Here is a 20985-nt window from a genome sequence, read left to right as displayed (position 1 = left end):
AACCAAAGTCCAGGGCGGCAGGATTATTCTTCCTCCGGCTGGCCGCCCCCTTTGCGCCGGCTTATCTGCGCCAGGTAGTCTTTCAGCTCCTGGGCGCTCTTATCGGCCGCCCGGGCGGAGAGAGGCTCCCCCCGCGCGATCCGTTCCAGATACATTTCAATATCCTGCGGCGTGCAGCTCACATCACTGTATTCTGCCGCGGCGCCGCTCAGTTCATTCATGGCCTTTTCGCTGATCACCGTTGCCACTGCGCCCAGACTCACCTCGTGCCCCTCCTGATAACACCGGAGAATGGCCTCATACCCCTCCCGCAGCTCGGGATTCAGGATGGTCTCGGGCCGCAGGGCCGGGGCGATCTTCTTCAGGTAGTCGGGCTGACGCAGGGCGGCCGCCACCAGCCGCCGCTGGGAGGACGCCACCCCGATGGCACCGGGACCGCTCTTGTCATAGGGGACTTTGATGGTGTCCATCTCCCCCGAGTGCAGGATTTCTTTCCGCCGGGCCGAGCGGCGCTTGGCCCCCAGCTTGCGGGCGACGTCCTCCACCTGGGCCAGGATGGCGTTTTTGGCGATGTTGGTCTCTTCGGCCAGGCGGCCAGCGTACAGTTCTTTTTCGGTGGGGGTGGAACCGTTGGCCAGGATCTCCACCGCCTCCTGGATGTAACCCAGACGCTGGTTGTCCTGGGACAGGTCATACTTGGCCCGGGCGCGGGCCAGCCGGAAATCCAGCGCGTTGCCGGCGCCGTCCAACAGCTGGCGGAACCGCTCAGCGCCAAACTTCTTGATGTACTCGTCGGGGTCCTTGGCGTTGGGGATGTTCAGCACCCCCACCTGAACCGGACTGTTGCGGAACAATTCCAGGGAGCGCAGGGTAGCCTTCTGGCCCGCCTCGTCCGAGTCGTAGCTCAGAATCACCTCGTCGGCGTATTCGCTGAGCAGACGGACCTGGGCCTGGGTCAGGGCGGTGCCGCAGGCGCAGACCGCCGTGTCCACCCCCGCCTGCTGCATGCTGATGACATCCATGTAGCCCTCGCAGAGGACATACCGCCGGGAGGCGCTCTTTTTGGCGATCTGGAGGGCGAACACCGTCTCCGACTTGTGATACACCAGCGTCTCGGGGCTGTTGACGTACTTGGGCTTGGAGTCATCCAGAACGCGGCCGCCAAAGGCGATCACATTCCCCCGCAGGTCAAAGATGGGGGTGATGACCCGCCGCCAGAACAGGCAGTAGATCCGCCCCGACTGGCTCCGCTTGAACAGGCCGCTGGCATCCATTTCCGCCTGGGTATAGCCCTTGTCCCGCAGATGGTGGTACAAAGCCTGTCCATCGTTGGGGGCATAACCCAGGCCGAACCGGGCAATGGTCCGGTCATCCAGACCACGCCGCCGCCAGTAGGCCCGGGCCTGGGCGGCCTCGTCCACACTGGAATTCAGGCAGGCATGGAAGAACCGGGCCGCCTCCTTGTTCATGGAAAGAATCCGGCTGCGCATCCGGCCGGTGCCGTCGTCCTCCTCCGGCTCGGGCATGCCGGACCGCTCGGCCAGCAGCTTGACCGCCTCGGGATAACTGAGGGAGCTGATCTTTTTTACAAAGGTAATGACGTCGCCGCCCGCCCCGCAGCCAAAGCAGTAGAAGCTCTGGGTTTCAGGGTAGACGTAAAAGGACGGCGTCTTTTCGTTGTGGAAGGGACACAGCCCGCTGTACAGCCGGCCTTTGTGCTTGAGCTGAACATAACTGCCCACCACATCCACAACATCGTTGCGGCGGATCAGCTCTTCAACGTATTCGTGCGATATCATGCAATGAACTTCCCTAACATCTGATTTTTGTTTTCCCGGTCATTCTGCCGCCGGCCCTTACAGCACATGCCAGCGCTTGGGCACATAGAGCTCCTCAAAGGCGCGGATAGCAAAATCATCGCTCATCCCGCTGATATAGTCGGCCACCGCCCGGTCGTCCCCTTCCTCCTCTGCAATCTGCTGATAGAGGGTGGACATCTGTTCGGTGTGGGCCATATAGTGCTCATACAGCGACTCGATGACCTTTTCCACCTTCTGTTCCTCGTGCTTGGCCACCTTGTCCACGTAGACGGTGCTGTACATGAAGGCCTTCAGCACCCGGAATGCCTCATCTTCCACCGGACCGGCCTGGATGTTCCCCGGCTCAGTATGAAGCAGGATGCTGTTGATCATGGCGGTAATCCGCGCCGACTTGGTCTGACCCAGCACATCGGTGGCTTCTCTGGGCAGGACGGCCGGGTCCAGGACCCCGGCCCGCACCGCATCCTCGATGTCGTGGTTGACATAGGCGATCTGATCGGCCATCCGGACAATCCGTCCTTCCGGCGTAGCCGCCCAGGTTCCCTTGGTGTGGGTGACGATGCCGTTGCGGACCTCCCAGGTCAGGTTCAGGCCGCTGCCGTCCTTTTCCAGGCGGTCCACCACCCGCAGGCTCTGCTCATAGTGCTTGAAGCCCCCGGGATGAAGCCGGTTCAGCGCCCGCTCCCCTGCATGGCCAAAGGGGGTATGCCCCAGATCGTGGGCCAGCGCGATGGCCTCGGTGAGGTCCTCGTTGAGGCGGAGGGCCCGGGCAATGGTCCGGGCAATCTGGGAAACCTCCAGAGTATGGGTCAGGCGGGTGCGGTACAGGTCCCCCTCCGGCGAGAGAAAGACCTGGGTTTTCTGCTTGAGGCGGCGGAACGCTTTACAGTGGATGATGCGGTCCCGGTCCCGCTGATAGACGGGACGGATGGGGTCCTGGGGCTCGGGCCGGGCCCGGCCGCGGCTCTGATCGGAAAAACTGGCCCAGGACGCAAAGGTCAGGCGCTCAATTTCTTCGGTTCGCAGACGTACATCCATAGGCTATACCTCACTTTCAACATCACGGGCCCAAGGTCCGCCTTGGTTATTCTAGCACAGAGGACATGTCACAAGGGGAAGAATTCTGGAATATGGAAAAATTTTCCAATTCAGACCGGCCCGTAGAAGGGCTCGGACACCTCCACTTTCCCCTGTCCGCGGGTCAGCTCCCGCAGCTGTTCCAGCAGTTCTCCCTGGGTACCGGCCCGCATCTGCCACTGCAGAGACACCCGGTCGGTAAACTCCGGGGCAGCCAGGCGGCCCCCGGCGGCGGCCACCAGAAGGGTCACCCGCTCATACAGGGAATAGTCCACCGTGGTGGAGAGGCGGACCACCGGCTGAACCGTCACCTTTTCGGCGGCTTCCAATGCACTGGACGCCGCGCTGGTGTAGGCCCGAACCAGGCCGCCGGTCCCCAGCAGAATCCCGCCGAAATACCGGGTTACCACCACGATCAAATCGGTCAGGCCGCTGTGGCCGATGACTTCCAGCACCGGGGTGCCGGCGGTCTTGGCAGGCTCGCCGTCATCGGAATAGCGCTCCCGGTTGCCGGCCCGGAGTTTATAGGCGTAGACGTTGTGGCGTGCGGTCCGGTTGGCCGCCCGGATCTGTTCCAGAAAGGCCACGGCCTCCTCTTCGCTCTCGACGTGGGCAGCAGACGCCAGAAAGCGGCTCTTCTTCTCCTCATATTCCCCGGATGCGGTGCCCCGGATGGTGCGGTATTCTTCCAAAATTCGGTCCTCCCCTTTATGTCTTTATTAGAGTATAGCATAAATCGACATTTGCGCAAGGGCGCACATCCAGGCGCAAAAAATGCTCCGTCCAAAGACGGAGCATCCAAAATACGGTTTTCAGGCGGCCTTGGCCGGCAAACCGCTGGCCCCAAAAAGTGCATGCACCGGCTCTCCTGATGCCACGGGATCTTGCCCGCCTCATCGGATGTCCCGGCATGCAAAAAGCGCCCTGCCCGAAGGCAGAGCGCTTTTGTTGCGATTTTACGAGTGTTTTAGGTGTAAAGTAGACTTACTTTGCAGCCTTGGCGGCCTCGATCTCCTTGATCAGATCGGGCACGACCTTGAACAGGTCGCCCACGATGCCGTAATCAGCGACGCCGAAGATGGGGGCGGTCTCGTTCTTGTTCACGGCAATGATCAGCTCGGAATCCTGCATGCCAGCCACGTGCTGGATGGCGCCGGAGATACCCAGAGCGACGTAGATCTTGGGATGGACGGTCTTGCCGGTCTGGCCAACCTGGTGGTCAGCGCTCATCCAGCCTGCGTCGGTGACGGCACGGGAAGCACCCACAACGCCGCCGCCCAGAGCAGCAGCCAGCTGCTCGGCCAGAGCAATGCCCTTCTCCACATCCTTGGAGATGCCGCGGCCCACAGAGACGATGACGTCAGCGCCGATCAGGTCAACCAGCTTGGTGGCGGCCTTCTCCACGCTCAGGACCTCGGTCTTGATGTCGTCGGTGGTCAGGCTGAAAGCGGGCTTAACGATCTGGCAGGCATCTGCCTTGGCCTGATCGAAGGGAGCCTTCTTCATGACGCCGGGACGGACGGTGGACATCTGGGGACGGAACCGGGGGCAGATAATGGTAGCCATCAGGTGACCGCCGAATGCAGGACGGGTCATCTTCAGGTTGCGGTCCTCATAGTCGAAGGTCTGCTTGGACAGGTCGATGGTGGAGCTCTCAGCCAGGAATTCCACGTACTTCTTGGTGTCGATGTCCAGGTGGGTGGCGTCGGCGGTCAGACCGGTGTGCAGACGGGCTGCGCAGCGGGGGCCGAGGTCACGGCCGATGTTGGTTGCGCCGATCAGCAGAACCTCAGGCTTGAACTCGTTGACCATATCGCAGACGACCTTGGCGTATGCGTCGGTGGTGTAATCCTTGAGCAGCGGGCTCTCGCAGACGATGACCTTGTCAGCGCCGTAGCCGCCCAGCTCCTTGGCGATGGACTCAACCTGATCGCCCAGCAGCAGGCCAGTGACTTCGCAGCCCAGCTCGTCGGCCAGCTTGCGGGCCTCGCTCACCAGCTCGAAGTCGGTGGACATCAGTGTGCCCTGCCGCTGCTCGCAGAAGACCCACACGCCCTTGTATTCGTTAAAATCAGCCATTGTAATCCTGCTCCTTTCGTCAGATCAGATGCTTGCCGGCCAGGACAGACGCCAGCTGAGCAGCCACGTCGTCACCGGTGAGCATGGTGCCTGCACCCTTCTGGGGAGGAGTGAAGGACTTAAAGACGTTGGTGGGCGAGCCCTTCAGACCGATGGTGTCCACCTCGATCAGGGGATCATCTTTCAGAGCCTCGTAGTCAAAGACTTCCATCGGCTTGTCGTAGCAGGTGAAGATGCCGTTGATGTTCATGTAACGGGGCTGGTTCAGCTCCTTGATGCAGGTGATCAGGCAGGGGGTCTTGACCCGGATCATCATGTAGCCGTCTTCCAGCATGCGCTTGACCACCAGGGTGTCGCCATCCTTCTGGATGTCGGCAGCGTAGGTGACCTGAGGCAGGTGCAGCTTCTCAGCGATCTGGGGACCGACCTGGGCGGTATCGCCGTCGATGGCCTGACGGCCGCAGAAGACGATATCCTCGGGGCCGACGCCGATCTTGTTGACGGCAGCAGCCAGGATCTGGCTGGTGGCGAAGGTATCGGAACCGCCGAACTCACGGCCCGAAACCAGAACGGCACGGTCAGCGCCGCGGGCCAGCAGCTCGCGCAGCATGCCTTCGGCCGGCGGGGGGCCCATGGTCACGACGACGACTTCGCAGCCGGTGGCGTCCTTCAGCTTGAGGGCGGCCTCCAGGGCGTTCAGGTCATCGGGGTTGGTGATGGTTGCCATAGAGGCACGGTCGAGGGTTCCGTCCGGCTTGACTGCAACCTTGCCGGAGGTATCGGGAACCTGCTTGACACAAACAATCGCTTTCATTGTAACATTGCCCTCCTTACTTCAGCAGCGCGCCCGAGATGACCATCATCTGCACTTCGCTGGTGCCCTCGTAGATCTCGGTGATCTTGGCGTCGCGCATCATCCGCTCGATCGGATAGTCGCGGGTATAGCCGTAACCGCCGAAGAGCTGCAGGCAGCGGCGGGTCACGTCGCTGGCCGTGCGGGAAGCGATCAGCTTGGCCTCGGCAGCCTCCACGCTGTAGCGGACCTTCTGGCCGTTCATGGCGTCCTGCTTCTTGAGTGCAGCAGCGTACACCAGATACTTGGCAGCGTCCACGCGGGCCTTCATCTCGGCCAGCTCGAACTGGGTGTTCTGGAACTGAGCGATGCTGCGGCCGAACTGCTTGCGCTCCTTGACGTAAGCGACAGTCTCGTCGATGGCGCCCTCAGCGATGCCCAGAGCCTGTGCGGCGATGCCGATACGGCCGCCGTCCAGGGTAGCCATGGCCAGCTGGAAGCCCTTGCCCTTGACGCCCAGCAGACGATCCTTGGGAATCAGGCAATCTTCCATGATCAGCTCGCAGGTGGAGGAACCACGGATGCCCATCTTGTCCTCGGGCTTGCCGACCTTGAAGCCGGGATCGGTGCGCTCCACGATGAAAGCGGAAATCTCTTTGCTCTTGCGGCCGCGCTTGTCCACCACGGTGCCGGTGACAGCGATGATGATGAACACATCGGCGTAGCCTGCGTTGGTGATGAAGATCTTGGAGCCGTTCAGCAGCCAGCCGTCCTCACGCTCCACAGCGAAGGTCTGCTGACCCTGGGCGTCGGTGCCGGCGCCCGGCTCGGTCAGGCCGAAAGCACCCAGCCACTCGCCGCTGCACAGCTTGGGCAGGTACTTTGCCTTCTGCTCGGGGGTGCCGTTCTCGTAGATGGGAGCGGCGCACAGAGAGGTGTGGGCCGACAGGATAACGCCCGTCGTGCCGCAGACCTTGCTCATTTCCTCAACGGCCATGACGTAGCTCAGCACGTCGCCGCCGGCTCCGCCCACAGCGGTCGGGAAGTAGATGCCCATCATACCGAGCTTACCCATCTTCTCGACGGTCTCTTTGGGGAAGTATTCTTCTGCATCCACCTGTTTTGCCAGGGGTTTGACTTCGTTCTCAGCGAACTCGCGGTACATCTTCTGCGCCATGAGCTGCTGCTTGGACAGAGTAAAATCCATCACTGCTTCCTCCCTTGGAAATCATAGTATTATGGGGCCGGGCAAAACCGCTCCCCGCAGGAGCTATTCACCTGCGGGGAGCGACCCGTTACGCCCGGATTACCCCTTGCGGCATCTTACAGCTTGTCGACCGGGGTCTTGGTGCGGTCAGCGTTGTAGACATAGAAGCCCTTGCCGGCCTTGCAGCCCAGGTTGCCGCCGCGAACCATCTTGCGCAGCAGGGGGCATGCACGATACTTGGAGTCGCCGGTCTCCTTGTACAGGACGTCCATGATGGCCAGGCAGATGTCCAGGCCGATGAAGTCGCCCAGCTCCAGGGGTCCCATGGGGTGGTTGGCGCCCAGCTTCATAGCGGCGTCGATGCCCTCGATGTCCGAAACGCCCTCCATCTTGATGAAGGCAGCCTCGTTGATCATGGGGATCAGGATGCGGTTGACCACGAAGCCGGCAGCCTCGTTGACCTGAACCGGCTGCTTGCCGATGGCAACAGAGATCTCCTTGATCTTCTCAACGGTCTCGTTGGGGGTGTTGCAGCCAGCGATGACCTCGATCAGCTTCATGCGGTCGGCGGGGTTGAAGAAGTGCATACCCACCAGAGGACGGCTCAGGCCCTTGCCGATCTCGGTGATGGACAGGGACGAGGTGTTGGAAGCGAAGATGCACTCGGGCTTGCAGATCTTGTCCAGAGCGGCGAAGGTGTCCTGCTTGACCTTCATATCCTCGAAAGCGGCCTCAACGATCAGATCGCAGTCAGCGCACAGATCTTCCTTGACGCCCGGGGTGATGGCTGCGCAGATCTCGTCAGCCTTGGCCTTGGTCATCTTGCCCTTGGCGACCAGACGGTCATAGCCCTTGGCGATCTTGGCCTTGCCATTCTCAGCCCACTCCTGCTTGATATCGCACAGAGCAACGGTGTTGCCCTCAACCTGAGCAAATGCCTTTGCGATGCCCTGGCCCATGGTGCCAGCGCCGATAACACCGATTTTCATAGCAATTTCTCCTTTTTATAATCTGAATTATAATTGAATGGATTGCAAATACTTAGTTGTTGGTAAAGACAGCCTTGGGCTTGGGTTTCTCACGGGAGAGGAAGCAAGCCATGCCCTCCACCTGGTCGTGGGTCTCGAAGCAGTCGCCGAACAGCTTCTCCTCCACCTCGACGGCCTTCTCGATGGGCAGCGAAATGCCCTCGTTCATGGCCTTCTTGCAGTTGCGGACTGCGATGGGGGCGTTCTTGGCGATCTTGCCGGCCAGCTTCAGGGCGTTCTCCATCAGCTCAGCCTGGGGATACACAGCGTTCACCAGACCGATCCGCAGAGCCTCGTCGGCCTTGATGTTCAGAGCCGAGTAGACCAGCTGCTTGGCCATGCCCAGGCCCACCAGACGGGCCAGGCGCTGGGTGCCGCCGAAGCCCGGGGTGATGCCCAGGCCCACTTCGGGCTGGCCGAAGACGGCGTTGTCGGAGCACAGGCGGATGTCGCAGCTCATAGCCAGCTCATTGCCGCCGCCCAGAGCGAAGCCGTTGACGGCTGCGATGACGGGGATGGGGAAGCTCTCGATCATCAGGAAGATGTCGTTGCCCAGCTTGCCGAAGGCCTCGCCTTCTGCCTTGGTCATGGTGCTCATGGAGCCGATGTCGGCGCCGGCCACGAAGCTCTTATCCCCTTCGCCGGTCAGGACGATGCAGCGGATGGTGTTCTGATCCACAGCCTCAAAAGCGGCCTTCAGATCAGCCAGAACCTCGGGGTTCAGTGCGTTCAGTGCCTTGGGACGGTCGATGGTAATGATCTCGACAGCGCCCTGCACTTCAGTCTTTACAAAAGCCATAGTGTTTCCTTTCAGCCTATCAAAGGCGGGCGCGCTGCCGGCGCGGGGAGGTTCCCGCGCCGGCGCGCCCGGATCAAATCAATTCAGCAGGCCGGATGGATTAGTCCATCTCGACGATGGTGGCGCAGCCCATGCCGCCGCCGATGCACAGGGTGGCCAGGCCCTTCTTGGCGCCGCGATGCTTCATGGCGTACAGCAGGGTGACCAGGATGCGGCAGCCGGAAGCGCCGACGGGGTGGCCCAGAGCGATGGCGCCGCCGTTGACGTTGACCTTCTCCATGTCAAAGCCCAGGTCGTGAGCCACAGCCAGAGACTGGGAAGCGAAAGCCTCGTTGGCCTCGATCAGGTCCATATCGGCGACGGTCAGGCCAGCCTTGGCCATAACCTTCTTGGTAGCTGCAACGGGGCCCACACCCATGATGGAGGGATCCACGCCGCCCAGAGCGCCTGCAACCCAGGTAGCCATCGGGGTGATGCCCAGCTCCTTGGCCTTCTCCTCGCTCATAACCACGACAGCAGCTGCGCCGTCGTTGATGGCGGAAGCGTTGCCGGCGGTGACCTTGCCGTCCTTCTTGAAGGCGGGCTTCAGCTTGGCCAGAACTTCGGGAGCGCTCAGACGGGGGCCTTCATCGGTATCGAAGACGATGTCGCCCTTCTTGTTCTTGATGACGACGGGGACGATCTCGTCCTTGAATGCGCCGCTCTTGATGGCAGCGTCAGCCTTCAGCTGGCTGTTGTAAGCGAAGTTGTCCAGGTCCTCACGGCTCAGGTTCCACTGATCTGCAACGTTCTCAGCGGTGATGCCCATGTGGTAGTTGTTGAACACATCCCACAGAGCGTCGTTGACCATGGTGTCCACCAGCTCGCTCTTGCCCATGGGAGAACCCATGCGGTAGCCGTAGCGGGCCTTCATCATTGCGAAGGGAGCCATATCCATGTTCTCGGTGCCGCCTGCAACCACGATGTCAGCATCGCCGGCCTCGATCATGCGGGCTGCCATGTTCACGCACTCCAGACCGGAGCCGCAGACCACGTTGACGGTCACAGCGGGGACCTCAACGGGCAGGCCAGCCTTCAGAGAAGCCTGACGGGCAACGTTCTGGCCCTGGCCAGCCTGGATGACACAGCCCATGTAGACCTGGTCAACCTGCTCGGGCTTGACGTTGGCGCGCTGGAGAGCTTCCTTGATGACCACAGCGCCCAGCTCGGCAGCGGGGACGTTGGACAGGGTGCCGCCAAACTTACCAATGGCGGTGCGGCATGCAGATGCGATAACGATCTTTTTCATGTTGAATTGCCTCCTGTTTCGCATGAAATGTGTGGTTTTGTTTCTTGCAGCAGATAAAACCTTCTATCAAAAACCCTTTGGGATACGCCCGCGGGGACTTTTGCTTGTTACGGCTGCTGGCCGGCGGTCCGCAGCGCCTCCATCTTTTCCCGCACCGCCTTTTCGACGTTGGGGGTGACGAATTTGCTGATGTCGCTGCCGTACCGTGCCGCTTCCTTGACGATGGTCGAGGACAGGTAACTCCACTTGATGCTGGTGGAGAGGAACACCGTCTCGATGCCGGGCATCAAAGCGTGATTGGTCTGGGCCAGCTGGATCTCATTCTCAAAGTCGGTGACCGCCCGCAGCCCCCGCACCATGACGGTGGCGTGGCACTTCCGGGCGAAATCCACCGTCAGGCCGTCGAAGCTCTGAACGGTGACATTGGGAATGCCCTTGCAGCACTCGGTCAAGAGCTCCACCCGCTCCTCAATGGTGAAGAGGGGGCGCTTGGCGCTGTTGATGAGCACCGCGACGATTAATTTGTCGTTGATCTTGGCTGCCCGCTTGATGATATCCAGATGTCCACGGGTAACCGGGTCAAAAGAACCGGGATAAATGGCGATTGCCATGGAAACTACTGCCTCCCTGTTTTCCGCGCCCGACTGCCTGCGGCGGCCCGGCGCACGATCTCAAGCACGCCCTTTGCAGCCGTCGGCTGCTCTCCCCTGGCCCGCCGGGCTTTTGGCTCGGCGCCCGGCCCCGGGGCAGGCGTTTTGATGTTTCAGGCGCACCCGGTCGTTAATTTCGTAACGACTTTGGGTCCAAGGCGGCGTCCCGCGCCTCCTGACACACTTAGTAAACCACATTGTCAAAAGTTTATCAAGTAGTTTGGAGCATTTTTTCGGCTCTCTTGACCCAAACAATTGAAAACATTCTCTCAAGTTTTTGTACATTTTGCCAAGAGGGAGTTTTTTTGTGATTTTCTATTGATTCTCGACATCGTTAATGTTATAACTATCAGTGTAGGGAATGCTGGGCTGCACAACCTTGCCGGCCTTCCCTTCTGACCTGTCACAAGGTTACTGTATCACCCGGATGTGATGAACGGGTGTGCAGAGTATGTACTTCCTTTTAACTTTCTTTGAGTTTGGAACCGACACCGCATACGTTGAAATGGGATGGATTTGAGAGCCCCAGCCTGCCAATCCTTTCAGGCAGGGAGCGGCCGCCAAACCGGAAGCGCCTGCTTTCCTATTTATAATAAGCCTGGCGATTCCGGCCGCGGCCGGGGCTTCTCAGACCCCCAGGAAAGGATGATCTAAGAATGGACTACAGGACTGAATATCAGCGCAAGCTCATTACCGCCGACGCCGCAGCCGCCATGGTCAAGAGCGGCGACTGGGTGGACTATGGCTGGGCCGTGAACACCACGGTGGCCGTGGACGCCGCCCTGGCCAAGCGTCTGCCTCAGCTGGAGGACGTCAATTTCCGCGGCGGCATCCTGATGTGGGTTCCTGCCATCTTCCAGATTGAGGACCCCGCTGCCCACATGACCTGGAACAGCTGGCACATGGGCGGCATCGAGCGGAAGGCGGTGGCCCAGGGCTTCTCCTTCTACTCCCCCATCCGCTATTCCGAGCTGCCCCGCTACTACCGCGAGAGCAAGGACCCTGTCAACGTGGCCGTCTTCCAGGTTGCGCCCATGGATGAGCACGGCTATTTCAACTTCGGTCCCTCGGCCAGCCATCTGGCCGCCGTCTGCGAAAAGGCCGAGGTGATCATCGTTGAGGTCAACAAGAATATGCCCCGCTGCCTGGGCGGCTTCCAGAACGGCATCCACATCGACCAGGTAACCGGCATTGTGGAGGGTGACAACCCGCCCCTGGGCCAGATGGCCGCCGCAGGCCCCGCCTCCGAGGTGGATCTGGCCGTGGCCAACCTGATCGTTCCCCAGATTCCCAACGGCGCCTGCCTGCAGCTGGGCATCGGCGGCATGCCCAACGCCATCGGCAGCCTGATCGCCCAGAGCGACCTGAAGGACCTGGGCGTCCACACCGAGATGTATGTGGACGGCTTTGTGGACATCGCCAAGGCCGGCAAGATCAACGGCAGCCGCAAGCAGATCGACAAGGGCCGCCAGGTGTACGCCTTCGGCGCCGGCACCCAGAAGATGTACGACTACCTCAACGACAACCCCGAGTGCATGTCTGCCCCGGTGGACTACACCAACGACGTGCGGACCATCGCCGCGCTGGATAACTTCATCTCCATCAACAACGCCGTGGATGTGGATCTGTTCGGTCAGGTCAACGCTGAGAGCGCCGGCATCCGCAACATTTCGGGCGCAGGCGGTCAGCTGGACTTCGTCCTGGGCGCTTACCTGTCCAACGGCGGCAAGAGCTTCATCTGCCTGTCCTCCACCTTCAAGAACCGCAAGACCGGCCAGATGGAGAGCCGCATCTGCCCCACCCTGGCCAACGGCAGCATCGTCACCGATACCCGCGCCAACATCCACTATCTGTGCACCGAGTACGGCTGCGTCAACCTCAAGGGTCTGACCACCTGGCAGAAGGCAGAGGCCATCATCAGCCTGGCTCACCCCGATTTCCGGGAGCAGCTGATTGCCGACGCCGCCAACATGCACATCTGGCGCCGCAGCAACAAGCGCTGATGATGCACCCCAACATCCCTGCTGCGGCAGGGGGAAAGAGGTTGATTCGTGGATAAAAAACCCCATCTGAAACCCTATATCTATGGCATGCTGGCCGGCTTTGGCGCCATTGGCCTGAGCATCGCACTTTTCTTCCTGTTCTACCGCTTCAACGGCCTGCAAAAAGGTATTTCGCTGCTGACCGGCATCCTGATGCCCTTCATCTACGGCGGCGTGATCGCCTATCTGCTGCGGCCTTTCTGCAACCGGATCGAGGACCTTCTCAACCGGTACCTGCCCGCCCGCTACCGCAAGACGGTGGACGGCATCGCCGTGGCGGCCAGCGTCCTGTTCGGACTGCTGGTGGTGTATGCCCTGTTCATGCTGATCATTCCGCAGCTCATCAACAGCATCATTACCCTGTCCATCAACTTCCAGTCCCAGCTGGACCTGTTCATGGCCTGGCTGACCCGGTTCTTTGCAGACAACGAGGCGGTGTACCGCTTCCTGAACGACTCCTACGACACCCTGCGGGACACCTTCACCTCCTGGCTGCGCACCTCGGTGATGCCCTCCATCCGCCAGATTGTCAGCGGCGTGGGCGTCAGCGTGCTGAACGTCCTGGTGGTTCTGAAAAACGTCCTGATCGGCGTCATCGCGGCGGTGTACTTCCTCTCCACCCGCAAACGGTTTGCAGCCCAGGGCAAGCTGCTGCTCTACAGCATCTTCCGCTCCCACTGGGCCGACCTGATTCTGGAGGAGATCGCCTATATTGACCGCACCTTCGGCGGATTCATCATCGGCAAGATTGTGGACTCGGCCATCATCGGCGTGCTGTGCTATATTGTCTGCGTCATTGTGGGTTTCCCCAGCGCCCTGCTGGTGTCGGTCATCATCGGCGTCACCAACGTCATCCCTTTCTTCGGCCCCTTCATCGGCGCGGTGCCCGCCACCCTGCTGATCCTCATCACCGACCCCATCAAGGCCCTCTGGTTTGTGGGATTCATCTTCATCCTGCAGCAGCTGGACGGCAACGTCATCGGCCCCAAGATTCTGGGCAACACCACCGGCCTGTCCAGCTTCTGGGTGCTGTTCTCCATCCTGCTGTTCGGCGGCCTGTGGGGCTTTGTGGGCATGATCGTGGGTGTCCCCCTCTTTGCGGTGCTGTACGATCTGGTGCGGAAATTTGCCCTCTGGGGCCTCAACCGGAACGGTCAGAACGACAAGCTGAAAGTCTATCACGACGCCTTCGGCAACCCGGACGACCCGGTCGCCTCTGAGAGTCCCGCCCCTGATTCCTCCGATCACCCCGCAACATAACCCATCCAACAAAACAACCCGGACCCAACTGGAAAGCCAGAAGGTCCGGGTTGCTTTTTGTTGTATAGTTTATCGGTCGATCATGTTGGGATAGACCTGCGCCATCCGCTCGTCGGGGAAATGTTCATCCAGGAACAGATCCAGGCTGTTGGCCGGCGGGACGCCGTTGCCGCGGGCATCGCTGCGGATCAGGGCCAGAGCCGAAATGCACATATTCACCACCATAAAGACGCCCACAACCACCGTCAGCCAGCGGCCAGCGTGGCGGCGAATCCAGTCGATTCCGCGGGACACATAGGGGTAGCACAGCTTGACCCAGGCCACCGCCGCAAAGCCCCAGAAGAAGCAGTACAGCAGGTTGATGCGGCCTCCCAGGTTAAAGGGGATCTTGCTGTAATCCCAGAACACCACGCCGAACACCAGCTCGCCCAGGGCGCTGCAGATGTACTCATATGCGCCGCCCATGACGGTGCCCAAAACAAACAGCTCGCTGGAGGTCCGCTCGGTGCCGTCCTTTTTCCGGGGCAGCAGGGCGGAAGCCATCACCAGGGCGGCGCCCCACACCACACTGAAAGGACCCCAGACCAGGCTGGAACGGCTCATCCAGATGCCGGCGCTCAGGCGGCAGAAGATGGTCTCCACGATGTCGCCCGCCAGAGAGCCCACCGTGAACAGCCAAACCACATCCGACAGGCTCATGCCCGTCTCGGCGCGGGCGGCCTTCTCGGCCACATGGGGGTAAGCGCCCTCGATGCGGTGCTCCATCCACTGGCTGATCCGGTCGTACAGGTTCCGGGACCGGCTTTCCAGCTCACGGTTCAGCCCTTCCAGACGGGTGGGATGGTGGGCCAGAATGGCCACACTGCCCAGCTGATCCAGCACGGCCAGCACGCCCAGCACCCAGGCCAGAGTTTTCATCAGCCAGACCGGCAGCAGATGGAACAGAGACAGCAGCAGCTGATTGCCCCACAGCAGGGCGATGCAGCCCAGCACGCCCCACAGCAGCGAGTAGGGCAGGCAGACATAGCCGTCAATGTTGAAGCGGTGATGGGAGTAATCCCACCAGGTGCGGTGATGGAGCCGCTCCAGGATTTTGGCGGCGGTCCACTCCACCATGGTGGAGGTCAGCGCACAGCCCACAAACAGGAACAGCAGCGAGGACCGCAGATCGGCAAAGCCGATGGTCATGATAACGGCCGCAAAGCCGTAGACATAGCAGAAAGGTCCTGCGGCAAAGCCGCGCTTGACGAAGCCTCTGCCCCGGGCGATCGAGACCAGTGTCTCGCCGATCCAGCCCAGAAAGGAATAAACCATGTACAAAAGCGCCAGATCATACCATAAAAACTCCATGAAAGCCTCCTTTTTTCATGCTTTCCATTGTATGCGCCTTCTGTAGCGCATGGCCCCATCCTATCAGACTTTCACATAAATTACAAGTATTTCCGCTATTTTGTTCCATAAATCAAGCAGAAAGACCGAAAAAGGCCCGCCGCAATCCAAAGCGGCAGGCCTTTTTGTTTGATTGTGTTATTCCGCCAGAAGCCAGCGGCGAATCGCCTCTGCGGCGCCGCCCTCGGTGTTGCGGCCGGTTACGACTTTGGCCGCAACCTTGACGTCGTCGGGGGCGTTGTCCATGGCCACGCCCAGCCCTGCGCTGGACAGGAGGGCCGCGTCATTGCCGCTGTCCCCCAGCGCCATCACGTCCTCCATGCCCAGACCCAGCTTCCCGGCCAGGAAGGCCACTGCGGTCTGTTTGCCTGCGCCGGGGGCGGTCAGTTCCAGACCGCCGGGGCCGCAGTCCAGCACCAGGACCCCCTCCCCCACGGCCTCCCGGAAAGCTTCCCGGAGATCCGGCGGGGCGACGGGCATATTGATCTTCAAAATTTCCAGCTCGGCCAGATCTGCGGCAGAACCTTCCAGTGGGCAGCCCAGCCGGGCCAGAACCCCCTTGTGGAACTGGGTGACGCTGGATTCATTCAGCGCCTGCCAGTCCCCGGCGGTCATGTGGTAGCGGCTGTCCCGGTCGATGTACTCCACCGGCAGCTCAAGCCGGGCAGCAGCCTGCTGCACCTGCGCCAGCGCCTCGGCGGAAAAAGGCTTGCTCCAGATGCACTCGCCGGTCCGGGCGTTCCGAATCTGGGCCCCATCGTAGAGCACCAGCCAGCTGAGCCAGTCGGGCCTTTTCTCCACGTCTGCCGGCAGGCATCCGGCGGGACGGCCGGTGGCCGCCGCCACAATGCACCCCGCCGCTGCGGCCTGGGCGGCGGCTTCGGGCAGACCCTCCGAGAACACGTTGGGGTCGCTGCCCAGAGCGGTGCCGTCCAGGTCAAAGGCCAGCAATTTGTAATGTACCATGGTTATTCCTCCTCATGGGGCGGACGGACCATCTTAAAGCGGCTGCCCCGCCGGATGCAGTCCACCAGCAGGAGATACCGCGGGTCCACCCGGCCGATCACATTGACCCGCTCGTCGGCGGGCAGATCCTGACGCATGAGCTGGATCTCCCCCGAATAGCGGCCATACCGGAGATTGTCCATGGTGATGGCGCCGCGGGGTCGGGCGGCGCAGTCCGCCGGCTCCACCAGGCCGCCCTGACGGGCGTATTTGCGGGACTCCTGATACCGCACCAGCCAGCTGGGGGAATCGGGGCGGCAGGTAAAGATCTGGCCGTACAGGCCCTCCTGCCCCGCTTTCAGGTGAACCGGCACCGGCAGGACTCCATCGGCGCAGAAGCTGGCAATCTGTTCCAGCTCATAGCTGCTGACACCCGGGTCCCCGGCGAAAATGCCTTCCAGGCCGTAGTGGACCGCCAGGTCGGCAAAGGCCGCCAGCGGAGCCGTGCCCCGGTGGGCTTCCAGGGTGGGCAGGCCCTCATGGAGGGGCCCCCGCAGCTGGTCATCCCCGGGGATGAACGCGTAAACCTTCAGCCCGGCCGCCTGGAGCATCCGGGTACTCTCCTGCAGGAACTCTGGGTCCAGACCGGTCTCAGGGCGGGGATAAAAGTTGTGAATAGCGATCACCTCGGGGCCGGCGGCAGCCAGGGCGGCGGCCTCCTCCGGGGTGACGGTGGAGGCGTTCACCGCAATGGGCATCCGGGCCGCCAGGCTGCAGGCTTCTTCCAGGGTAAAGCCGTCGTCCAGACGCAGGCCCCACAGGCCCAGATCCCGGGCCAGCTGGAGGATATCGCCGCAGCCAAACTGGATGGCGGTCTGTTCTGACACATCGGCCAGAATCCGCCAGCCATGTTCCCGCAGCCAGCTGCACATCGCCCGGACCCGGTCGGGGTAATCGGGTGCGAATTCCTCGCCGATGTGCAAAGAGATGAAAACAGGCGCACCGCCTGCCGAACCAGCGGCAAGCGGTGCTTTCTGTTTCTCAAACTCTGTCAGGTAAACCGACCGTCCGAGAAAATCAGGCATCGGCAACCTCCTCAGGCTTCACCAGAGCATTGGTGACCAGGAAGCCCATGACGTAGCTGATGAGCAGGCCAACAACATAGCACAGGACGCTGGTGGTGGCGCCTGCGGGGCCGGCGGTCATCACGAAGATGGCCAGCAGACCGGAGGGACCCCAAGTGGTTGCAGCAACCTGCATGGCCATGACGAAGGCACCGCCGAAGCCGGCGCCCAGACCTGCCGTGATGAAGGGACGGCCCATGGGAAGGGTGACACCGTAGATCAGGGGCTCGCCAACGCCCAGAACGCCTGCGGGCAGAGCGCCGGTGATGACTTCCTTCATGCGGGTGTTGCCCACCTTCTTGGCCTTGAGGTAGATGGCAACGGCTGCACCCACCTGACCGGCGCCGGCCATGGCCAGAGCCGGATACAGGGTGACGTAACCGAGGGTCTCAAGCTGGACCGAGTACAGAGCCACCAGACCGTGGTGCATACCCATGGCCACCATGGGCAGGAACAGAGCGGTGGAGATGTAGCCGGCGATGATGCGGACGAACAGATTGCTGCTCATGCAGACCTGCTGCACAATCCAGCACAGAGCGGTGGAAATGTAGCCGGTGATGGGCATGATGACGAAGATGTAGGGGATCAGGCAGATAATCAGGGTGAGCAGCGGGGTGAACATGATGTCCAGAGACTCGGGCATATGCTTGCGGATGAAGCGCTCCACATAGCTCAGGCACCACACACCGATGACTGCGGCCAGAACGCCGCCGCGGCCGGCGCGGAGGATGGAGTCCAGAGGCTGAACCTCATCGTACAGGCCGAGGATCTTGGAGATGGCGTCGATGTTGCCCAGGCCGGTGATCATGCCCAGCATGCCGCCCAGGATGGGGGTAGCGCCGAACTTCTCGGCGGCACGGTAGCCTGCCCAGGCGGTCAGGTAGCTCAGGAAAGACGCATTGATGAGGGCCAACATGTTGTAGACGATGCTCCAGAACGAGCTCTCGGCATAGTTGGGCATCACCTGGGTCAGCAGGGTGGCCAGACCCGAGCACAGGCCGGCGGCGATGACGCCGGGCAGCAGGGGCACAAAGATGTCGCCGAAGGTCTTGAGCATGGACTTGACCTTGCTCTGCTTCTGCCCTGCCTTGACGGCGGCCTTGTTGGCCTGCCAGTCATTCTGGGTATCGGTGCTGCCGGCCGCGGGAATTCCCATCTGGCGGCAGATGTCGGCGCACTTGCGGCACTTACCGGGGCCAACCACGATCTCCACGTAGCCGGGACGGTCATGGACCAGCCCCAGAACACCCTCGATCTTCTTGATGGCGTCCTCATTGATCTTGCTGTCGTCCTTGACCTCGATGCGAAGCCGCGTCATGCAGTTGGTTGCCGAAATGACGTTGCTTCTGCCGCCCAGCTTTTCCAGCGATTGGCGTACCAGTTCCTCATTGGTCATTGCTTGTTCCTCCTTGTCCAAATCTTGCGTATATGACTTGCGGCTTGCGCCGCCAGGTCCAACCTTACAGGCCGATGGCCGTGCGCACATGGCCGTTTGCCGCATCCAGGCGGCTCTGGGCCTCGGCTGCGGTGCAGTTTGCCAGCAGCATGGTGATGGCGCACTTGACGCTTCCGCCCGCCGCATCAATGGCGGCCCGCGCCTCGGCCCGTTCCACGCCGGTGGCGTCCATCACAATATTTTCTGCGCGGGTGTGCAGCTTCTCATTGGTCTGCATCACGTCCACCATCAGGTTCTGGTAGGCCTTGCCCGTCCGCACCATGGAGGTGGTGGAGATCATATTCAGAATCAGTTTCTGGGCGGTGCCCGACTTCAGACGGGTGGAGCCGGTCAGCACTTCGGGGCCGACCTCCACCTCGATGGCCAGGTCCGCCGCCTTGCCCACGGCGCTGCCGGGGTTGCAGGCGATGGCCGCCGTCCGGCAGCCCACGCTCCTAGCATATGCCAGGCCGCCCAGCACATAGGGGGTGCGGCCCGATGCCGCAATGCCCACCACAAAGTCCTTGCTGGTCAGGTTGTGGCTGCGCAGGTCATCCTCGGCCAGCTGGACGCTGTCCTCTGCGCCTTCCACCGCCTTGATGAAGGCCTCTTCGCCGCCGGCGATCAGGCCCACCACCATGCCCGGGTCCACACCAAAGGTGGGAGGGCACTCGGCTGCGTCCAGAACGCCCAGCCGGCCGCTGGTGCCGGCGCCCATATAGAACAGCCGGCCGCCCTGCTCAAAGGCCTCCACCGCCCACCGGGCGGCCTGCGCGATCTCGGGCAGCTTCTTGGCAATCGCCAGGGGCACCCGGGCGTCTTCATCGTTCATTGCTGTGACGATCTCCAGCTCGGACATCATATCCAGCTGCATGGTGCGGGGATTGCGCCGCTCGGTCGTCATTCCGTTCAGATTCAATTCCATAACTCACTACCCGGCCTTTCTCTGTGTTTGGCTTCACTGGCGTGAAAAGCACTTACAAGTGCATTATAGATTTTTTAAAACAAAATGTCCACATTTTTCCAAACTTGTGGTATAATGTTTCAGAAAAGGGATGTTTTTGAAAATCCATGCGGAACCCATGAAAACTTTTGTACAAACACACCAAGAATGCGGAAAACCGCACCCATCCGGAGGCCTGTTATGAAAAACGCATTGCTCCGCCTGCGGGAGGCCAGCCCCTCCCTCAGCGCAGCCGAACAGCAGATCGCCCGCTACATCACCGAGAATCCCGAGGAAGCCACCCTCCTCACCGTCCGTGAACTGGCCCAGCGCACCTTCACCTCCCCTTCCAGCGTGGTGCGGGTCTGCCGGTCGGTGGGCTTTGACGGCTACAAGGAACTGCGCCGCGCCCTGGTGGGGGAACTGGCAGCCCTGGGCGACAAGGGCCGCCACTCGGAGCAGGAGATCACCGCCGAGGACGACATCCGGGACATTGTCTATAAGGTGACCCAGAAGAACATCCAGTCCCTCACCGATTCCCAGAAGCTTCTCTCCCCCGAGACGGTGGAGCAGTGCGCCCATCTGCTGGACCAGTGCCGCAGCGTCCTTTTGTTCGGGCTGGGGTCCTCCCTCTGCGTGGCCCACGACACCTATTTGAAGTTCCTCCGGCTGAACAAACCCTGCCTCATCGTTGACGACTGGCACGCCCAGCTTATCTCGGCCCAGAACGCCACCCCGCAGGACGTGGCCATCGCCTTTTCCTACTCCGGCCAGACCGTCGAGGTGATCACCTGCATGGAAGCCCTCAAGAAAAACGGTACCCCCATCATTGCCATCACCCGCTATTCCCCCTCCCGGGTGGCGGAGCTGGCCGACTACAATCTGTACATTGCCGCCAACGAGTCCCTGTTCCGCAACGGCGCCATGTCCTCCCGCATCGCCCAGCTGAACGTCATCGACATCCTTTATACCGCCTACGCCCGCCTCCACTACGAGGATACCCTCCGCGCCCTCACCCGCACCCACATCTACAAGCCCGGCGAGCCGGAGGACTCCGCCCCCTGACGTCACGCAAAAAGACCGCCGCACAAGCCCCCGGGGGCTCG

Annotated in this window: 18 protein-coding genes; 3 read left to right on the top strand and 15 right to left on the bottom strand. The window is 61.4% G+C overall.

The window, feature by feature from the left end:
- Positions 1-23 precede the first annotated feature (23 nt).
- From dnaG to coaD, 10 genes are all read right to left on the bottom strand, one after another.
- Positions 24-1799 carry a DNA primase gene (dnaG, locus tag B5G28_RS05170; protein ID WP_087246655.1) on the bottom strand — a complete coding sequence of 592 codons (1776 nt, stop codon included), beginning with the start codon at positions 1797-1799 and terminating at the stop codon, positions 24-26.
- A 57-nt stretch (positions 1800-1856) separates the two neighbouring features.
- The gene (locus B5G28_RS05165; RefSeq protein WP_087246654.1) at positions 1857-2858 is read right to left on the bottom strand and encodes a deoxyguanosinetriphosphate triphosphohydrolase; all 1002 of its coding nucleotides are present in this window, start codon (positions 2856-2858) and stop codon (positions 1857-1859) included.
- 110 nt (positions 2859-2968) lie between these two features.
- The gene (locus tag B5G28_RS05160) at positions 2969-3589 is read right to left on the bottom strand and encodes a YigZ family protein (RefSeq protein WP_087246653.1); all 621 of its coding nucleotides are present in this window, start codon (positions 3587-3589) and stop codon (positions 2969-2971) included.
- A 292-nt stretch (positions 3590-3881) separates the two neighbouring features.
- Positions 3882-4976, bottom strand: a complete 1095-nt coding sequence (acrA, locus tag B5G28_RS05155) for an acryloyl-CoA reductase electron transfer subunit beta (RefSeq protein WP_087246652.1) — start codon at positions 4974-4976, stop codon at positions 3882-3884.
- Between the two features lie 19 nt (positions 4977-4995).
- Positions 4996-5790, bottom strand: coding sequence for an acryloyl-CoA reductase electron transfer subunit gamma (gene acrB, locus B5G28_RS05150; RefSeq protein WP_087246651.1), 795 nt, complete (start codon positions 5788-5790; stop codon positions 4996-4998).
- A 16-nt stretch (positions 5791-5806) separates the two neighbouring features.
- Positions 5807-6976, bottom strand: coding sequence for an acyl-CoA dehydrogenase family protein (locus B5G28_RS05145; protein ID WP_087246650.1), 1170 nt, complete (start codon positions 6974-6976; stop codon positions 5807-5809).
- Between the two features lie 116 nt (positions 6977-7092).
- Positions 7093-7965, bottom strand: a complete 873-nt coding sequence (locus B5G28_RS05140) for a 3-hydroxyacyl-CoA dehydrogenase NAD-binding domain-containing protein (protein ID WP_087246649.1) — start codon at positions 7963-7965, stop codon at positions 7093-7095.
- A 52-nt stretch (positions 7966-8017) separates the two neighbouring features.
- Positions 8018-8803 carry an enoyl-CoA hydratase-related protein gene (locus B5G28_RS05135; protein WP_087246648.1) on the bottom strand — a complete coding sequence of 262 codons (786 nt, stop codon included), beginning with the start codon at positions 8801-8803 and terminating at the stop codon, positions 8018-8020.
- A 100-nt stretch (positions 8804-8903) separates the two neighbouring features.
- Positions 8904-10091 carry an acetyl-CoA C-acetyltransferase gene (locus B5G28_RS05130; protein WP_087246647.1) on the bottom strand — a complete coding sequence of 396 codons (1188 nt, stop codon included), beginning with the start codon at positions 10089-10091 and terminating at the stop codon, positions 8904-8906.
- Positions 10092-10198: 107 nt separating this feature from the next.
- Positions 10199-10702 (bottom strand): pantetheine-phosphate adenylyltransferase, encoded by a 504-nt coding sequence (gene coaD, locus B5G28_RS05125; RefSeq protein WP_087246646.1) that lies wholly within the window; start codon positions 10700-10702, stop codon positions 10199-10201.
- Positions 10703-11397: 695 nt separating this feature from the next.
- Here coaD and B5G28_RS05120 point away from each other — a divergent pair.
- The gene (locus B5G28_RS05120; RefSeq protein ID WP_087246645.1) at positions 11398-12744 is read left to right on the top strand and encodes a butyryl-CoA:acetate CoA-transferase; all 1347 of its coding nucleotides are present in this window, start codon (positions 11398-11400) and stop codon (positions 12742-12744) included.
- 48 nt (positions 12745-12792) lie between these two features.
- Positions 12793-14043, top strand: coding sequence for an AI-2E family transporter (locus B5G28_RS05115; RefSeq protein WP_242967467.1), 1251 nt, complete (start codon positions 12793-12795; stop codon positions 14041-14043).
- A gap of 69 nt (positions 14044-14112) precedes the next feature.
- Here B5G28_RS05115 and B5G28_RS05110 read toward each other — a convergent pair whose 3' ends face one another.
- The 5 genes from B5G28_RS05110 to murQ form a co-directional block, all read right to left on the bottom strand.
- Complete coding sequence (locus tag B5G28_RS05110; protein WP_087246644.1) at positions 14113-15393, bottom strand: putative ABC transporter permease; 1281 nt, start codon at positions 15391-15393, stop codon at positions 14113-14115.
- A gap of 177 nt (positions 15394-15570) precedes the next feature.
- Positions 15571-16398 (bottom strand): HAD family hydrolase, encoded by an 828-nt coding sequence (locus B5G28_RS05105; RefSeq protein WP_087246643.1) that lies wholly within the window; start codon positions 16396-16398, stop codon positions 15571-15573.
- A gap of 2 nt (positions 16399-16400) precedes the next feature.
- Positions 16401-17462 carry a MupG family TIM beta-alpha barrel fold protein gene (locus tag B5G28_RS05100; RefSeq protein ID WP_087246642.1) on the bottom strand — a complete coding sequence of 354 codons (1062 nt, stop codon included), beginning with the start codon at positions 17460-17462 and terminating at the stop codon, positions 16401-16403.
- Positions 17455-18897 (bottom strand): PTS transporter subunit EIIC, encoded by a 1443-nt coding sequence (locus tag B5G28_RS05095; protein WP_087246641.1) that lies wholly within the window; start codon positions 18895-18897, stop codon positions 17455-17457. Before B5G28_RS05095 ends, B5G28_RS05100 begins: the two co-directional genes overlap by 8 nt.
- A 64-nt stretch (positions 18898-18961) precedes the next feature.
- The gene (gene murQ / locus B5G28_RS05090; RefSeq protein WP_144265481.1) at positions 18962-19861 is read right to left on the bottom strand and encodes an N-acetylmuramic acid 6-phosphate etherase; all 900 of its coding nucleotides are present in this window, start codon (positions 19859-19861) and stop codon (positions 18962-18964) included.
- A gap of 219 nt (positions 19862-20080) precedes the next feature.
- Here murQ and B5G28_RS05085 point away from each other — a divergent pair, with 219 nt between their 5' ends.
- The gene (locus B5G28_RS05085; RefSeq protein ID WP_087246640.1) at positions 20081-20944 is read left to right on the top strand and encodes a MurR/RpiR family transcriptional regulator; all 864 of its coding nucleotides are present in this window, start codon (positions 20081-20083) and stop codon (positions 20942-20944) included.
- Positions 20945-20985: the final 41 nt, after the last annotated feature.

Origin of the sequence: Faecalibacterium sp. An77 (genome assembly GCF_002161315.1) — a bacterium.
Lineage (GTDB): Bacteria > Bacillota > Clostridia > Oscillospirales > Ruminococcaceae > Faecalibacterium.
This window is presented reverse-complemented; position numbering and strand designations above follow the sequence as displayed.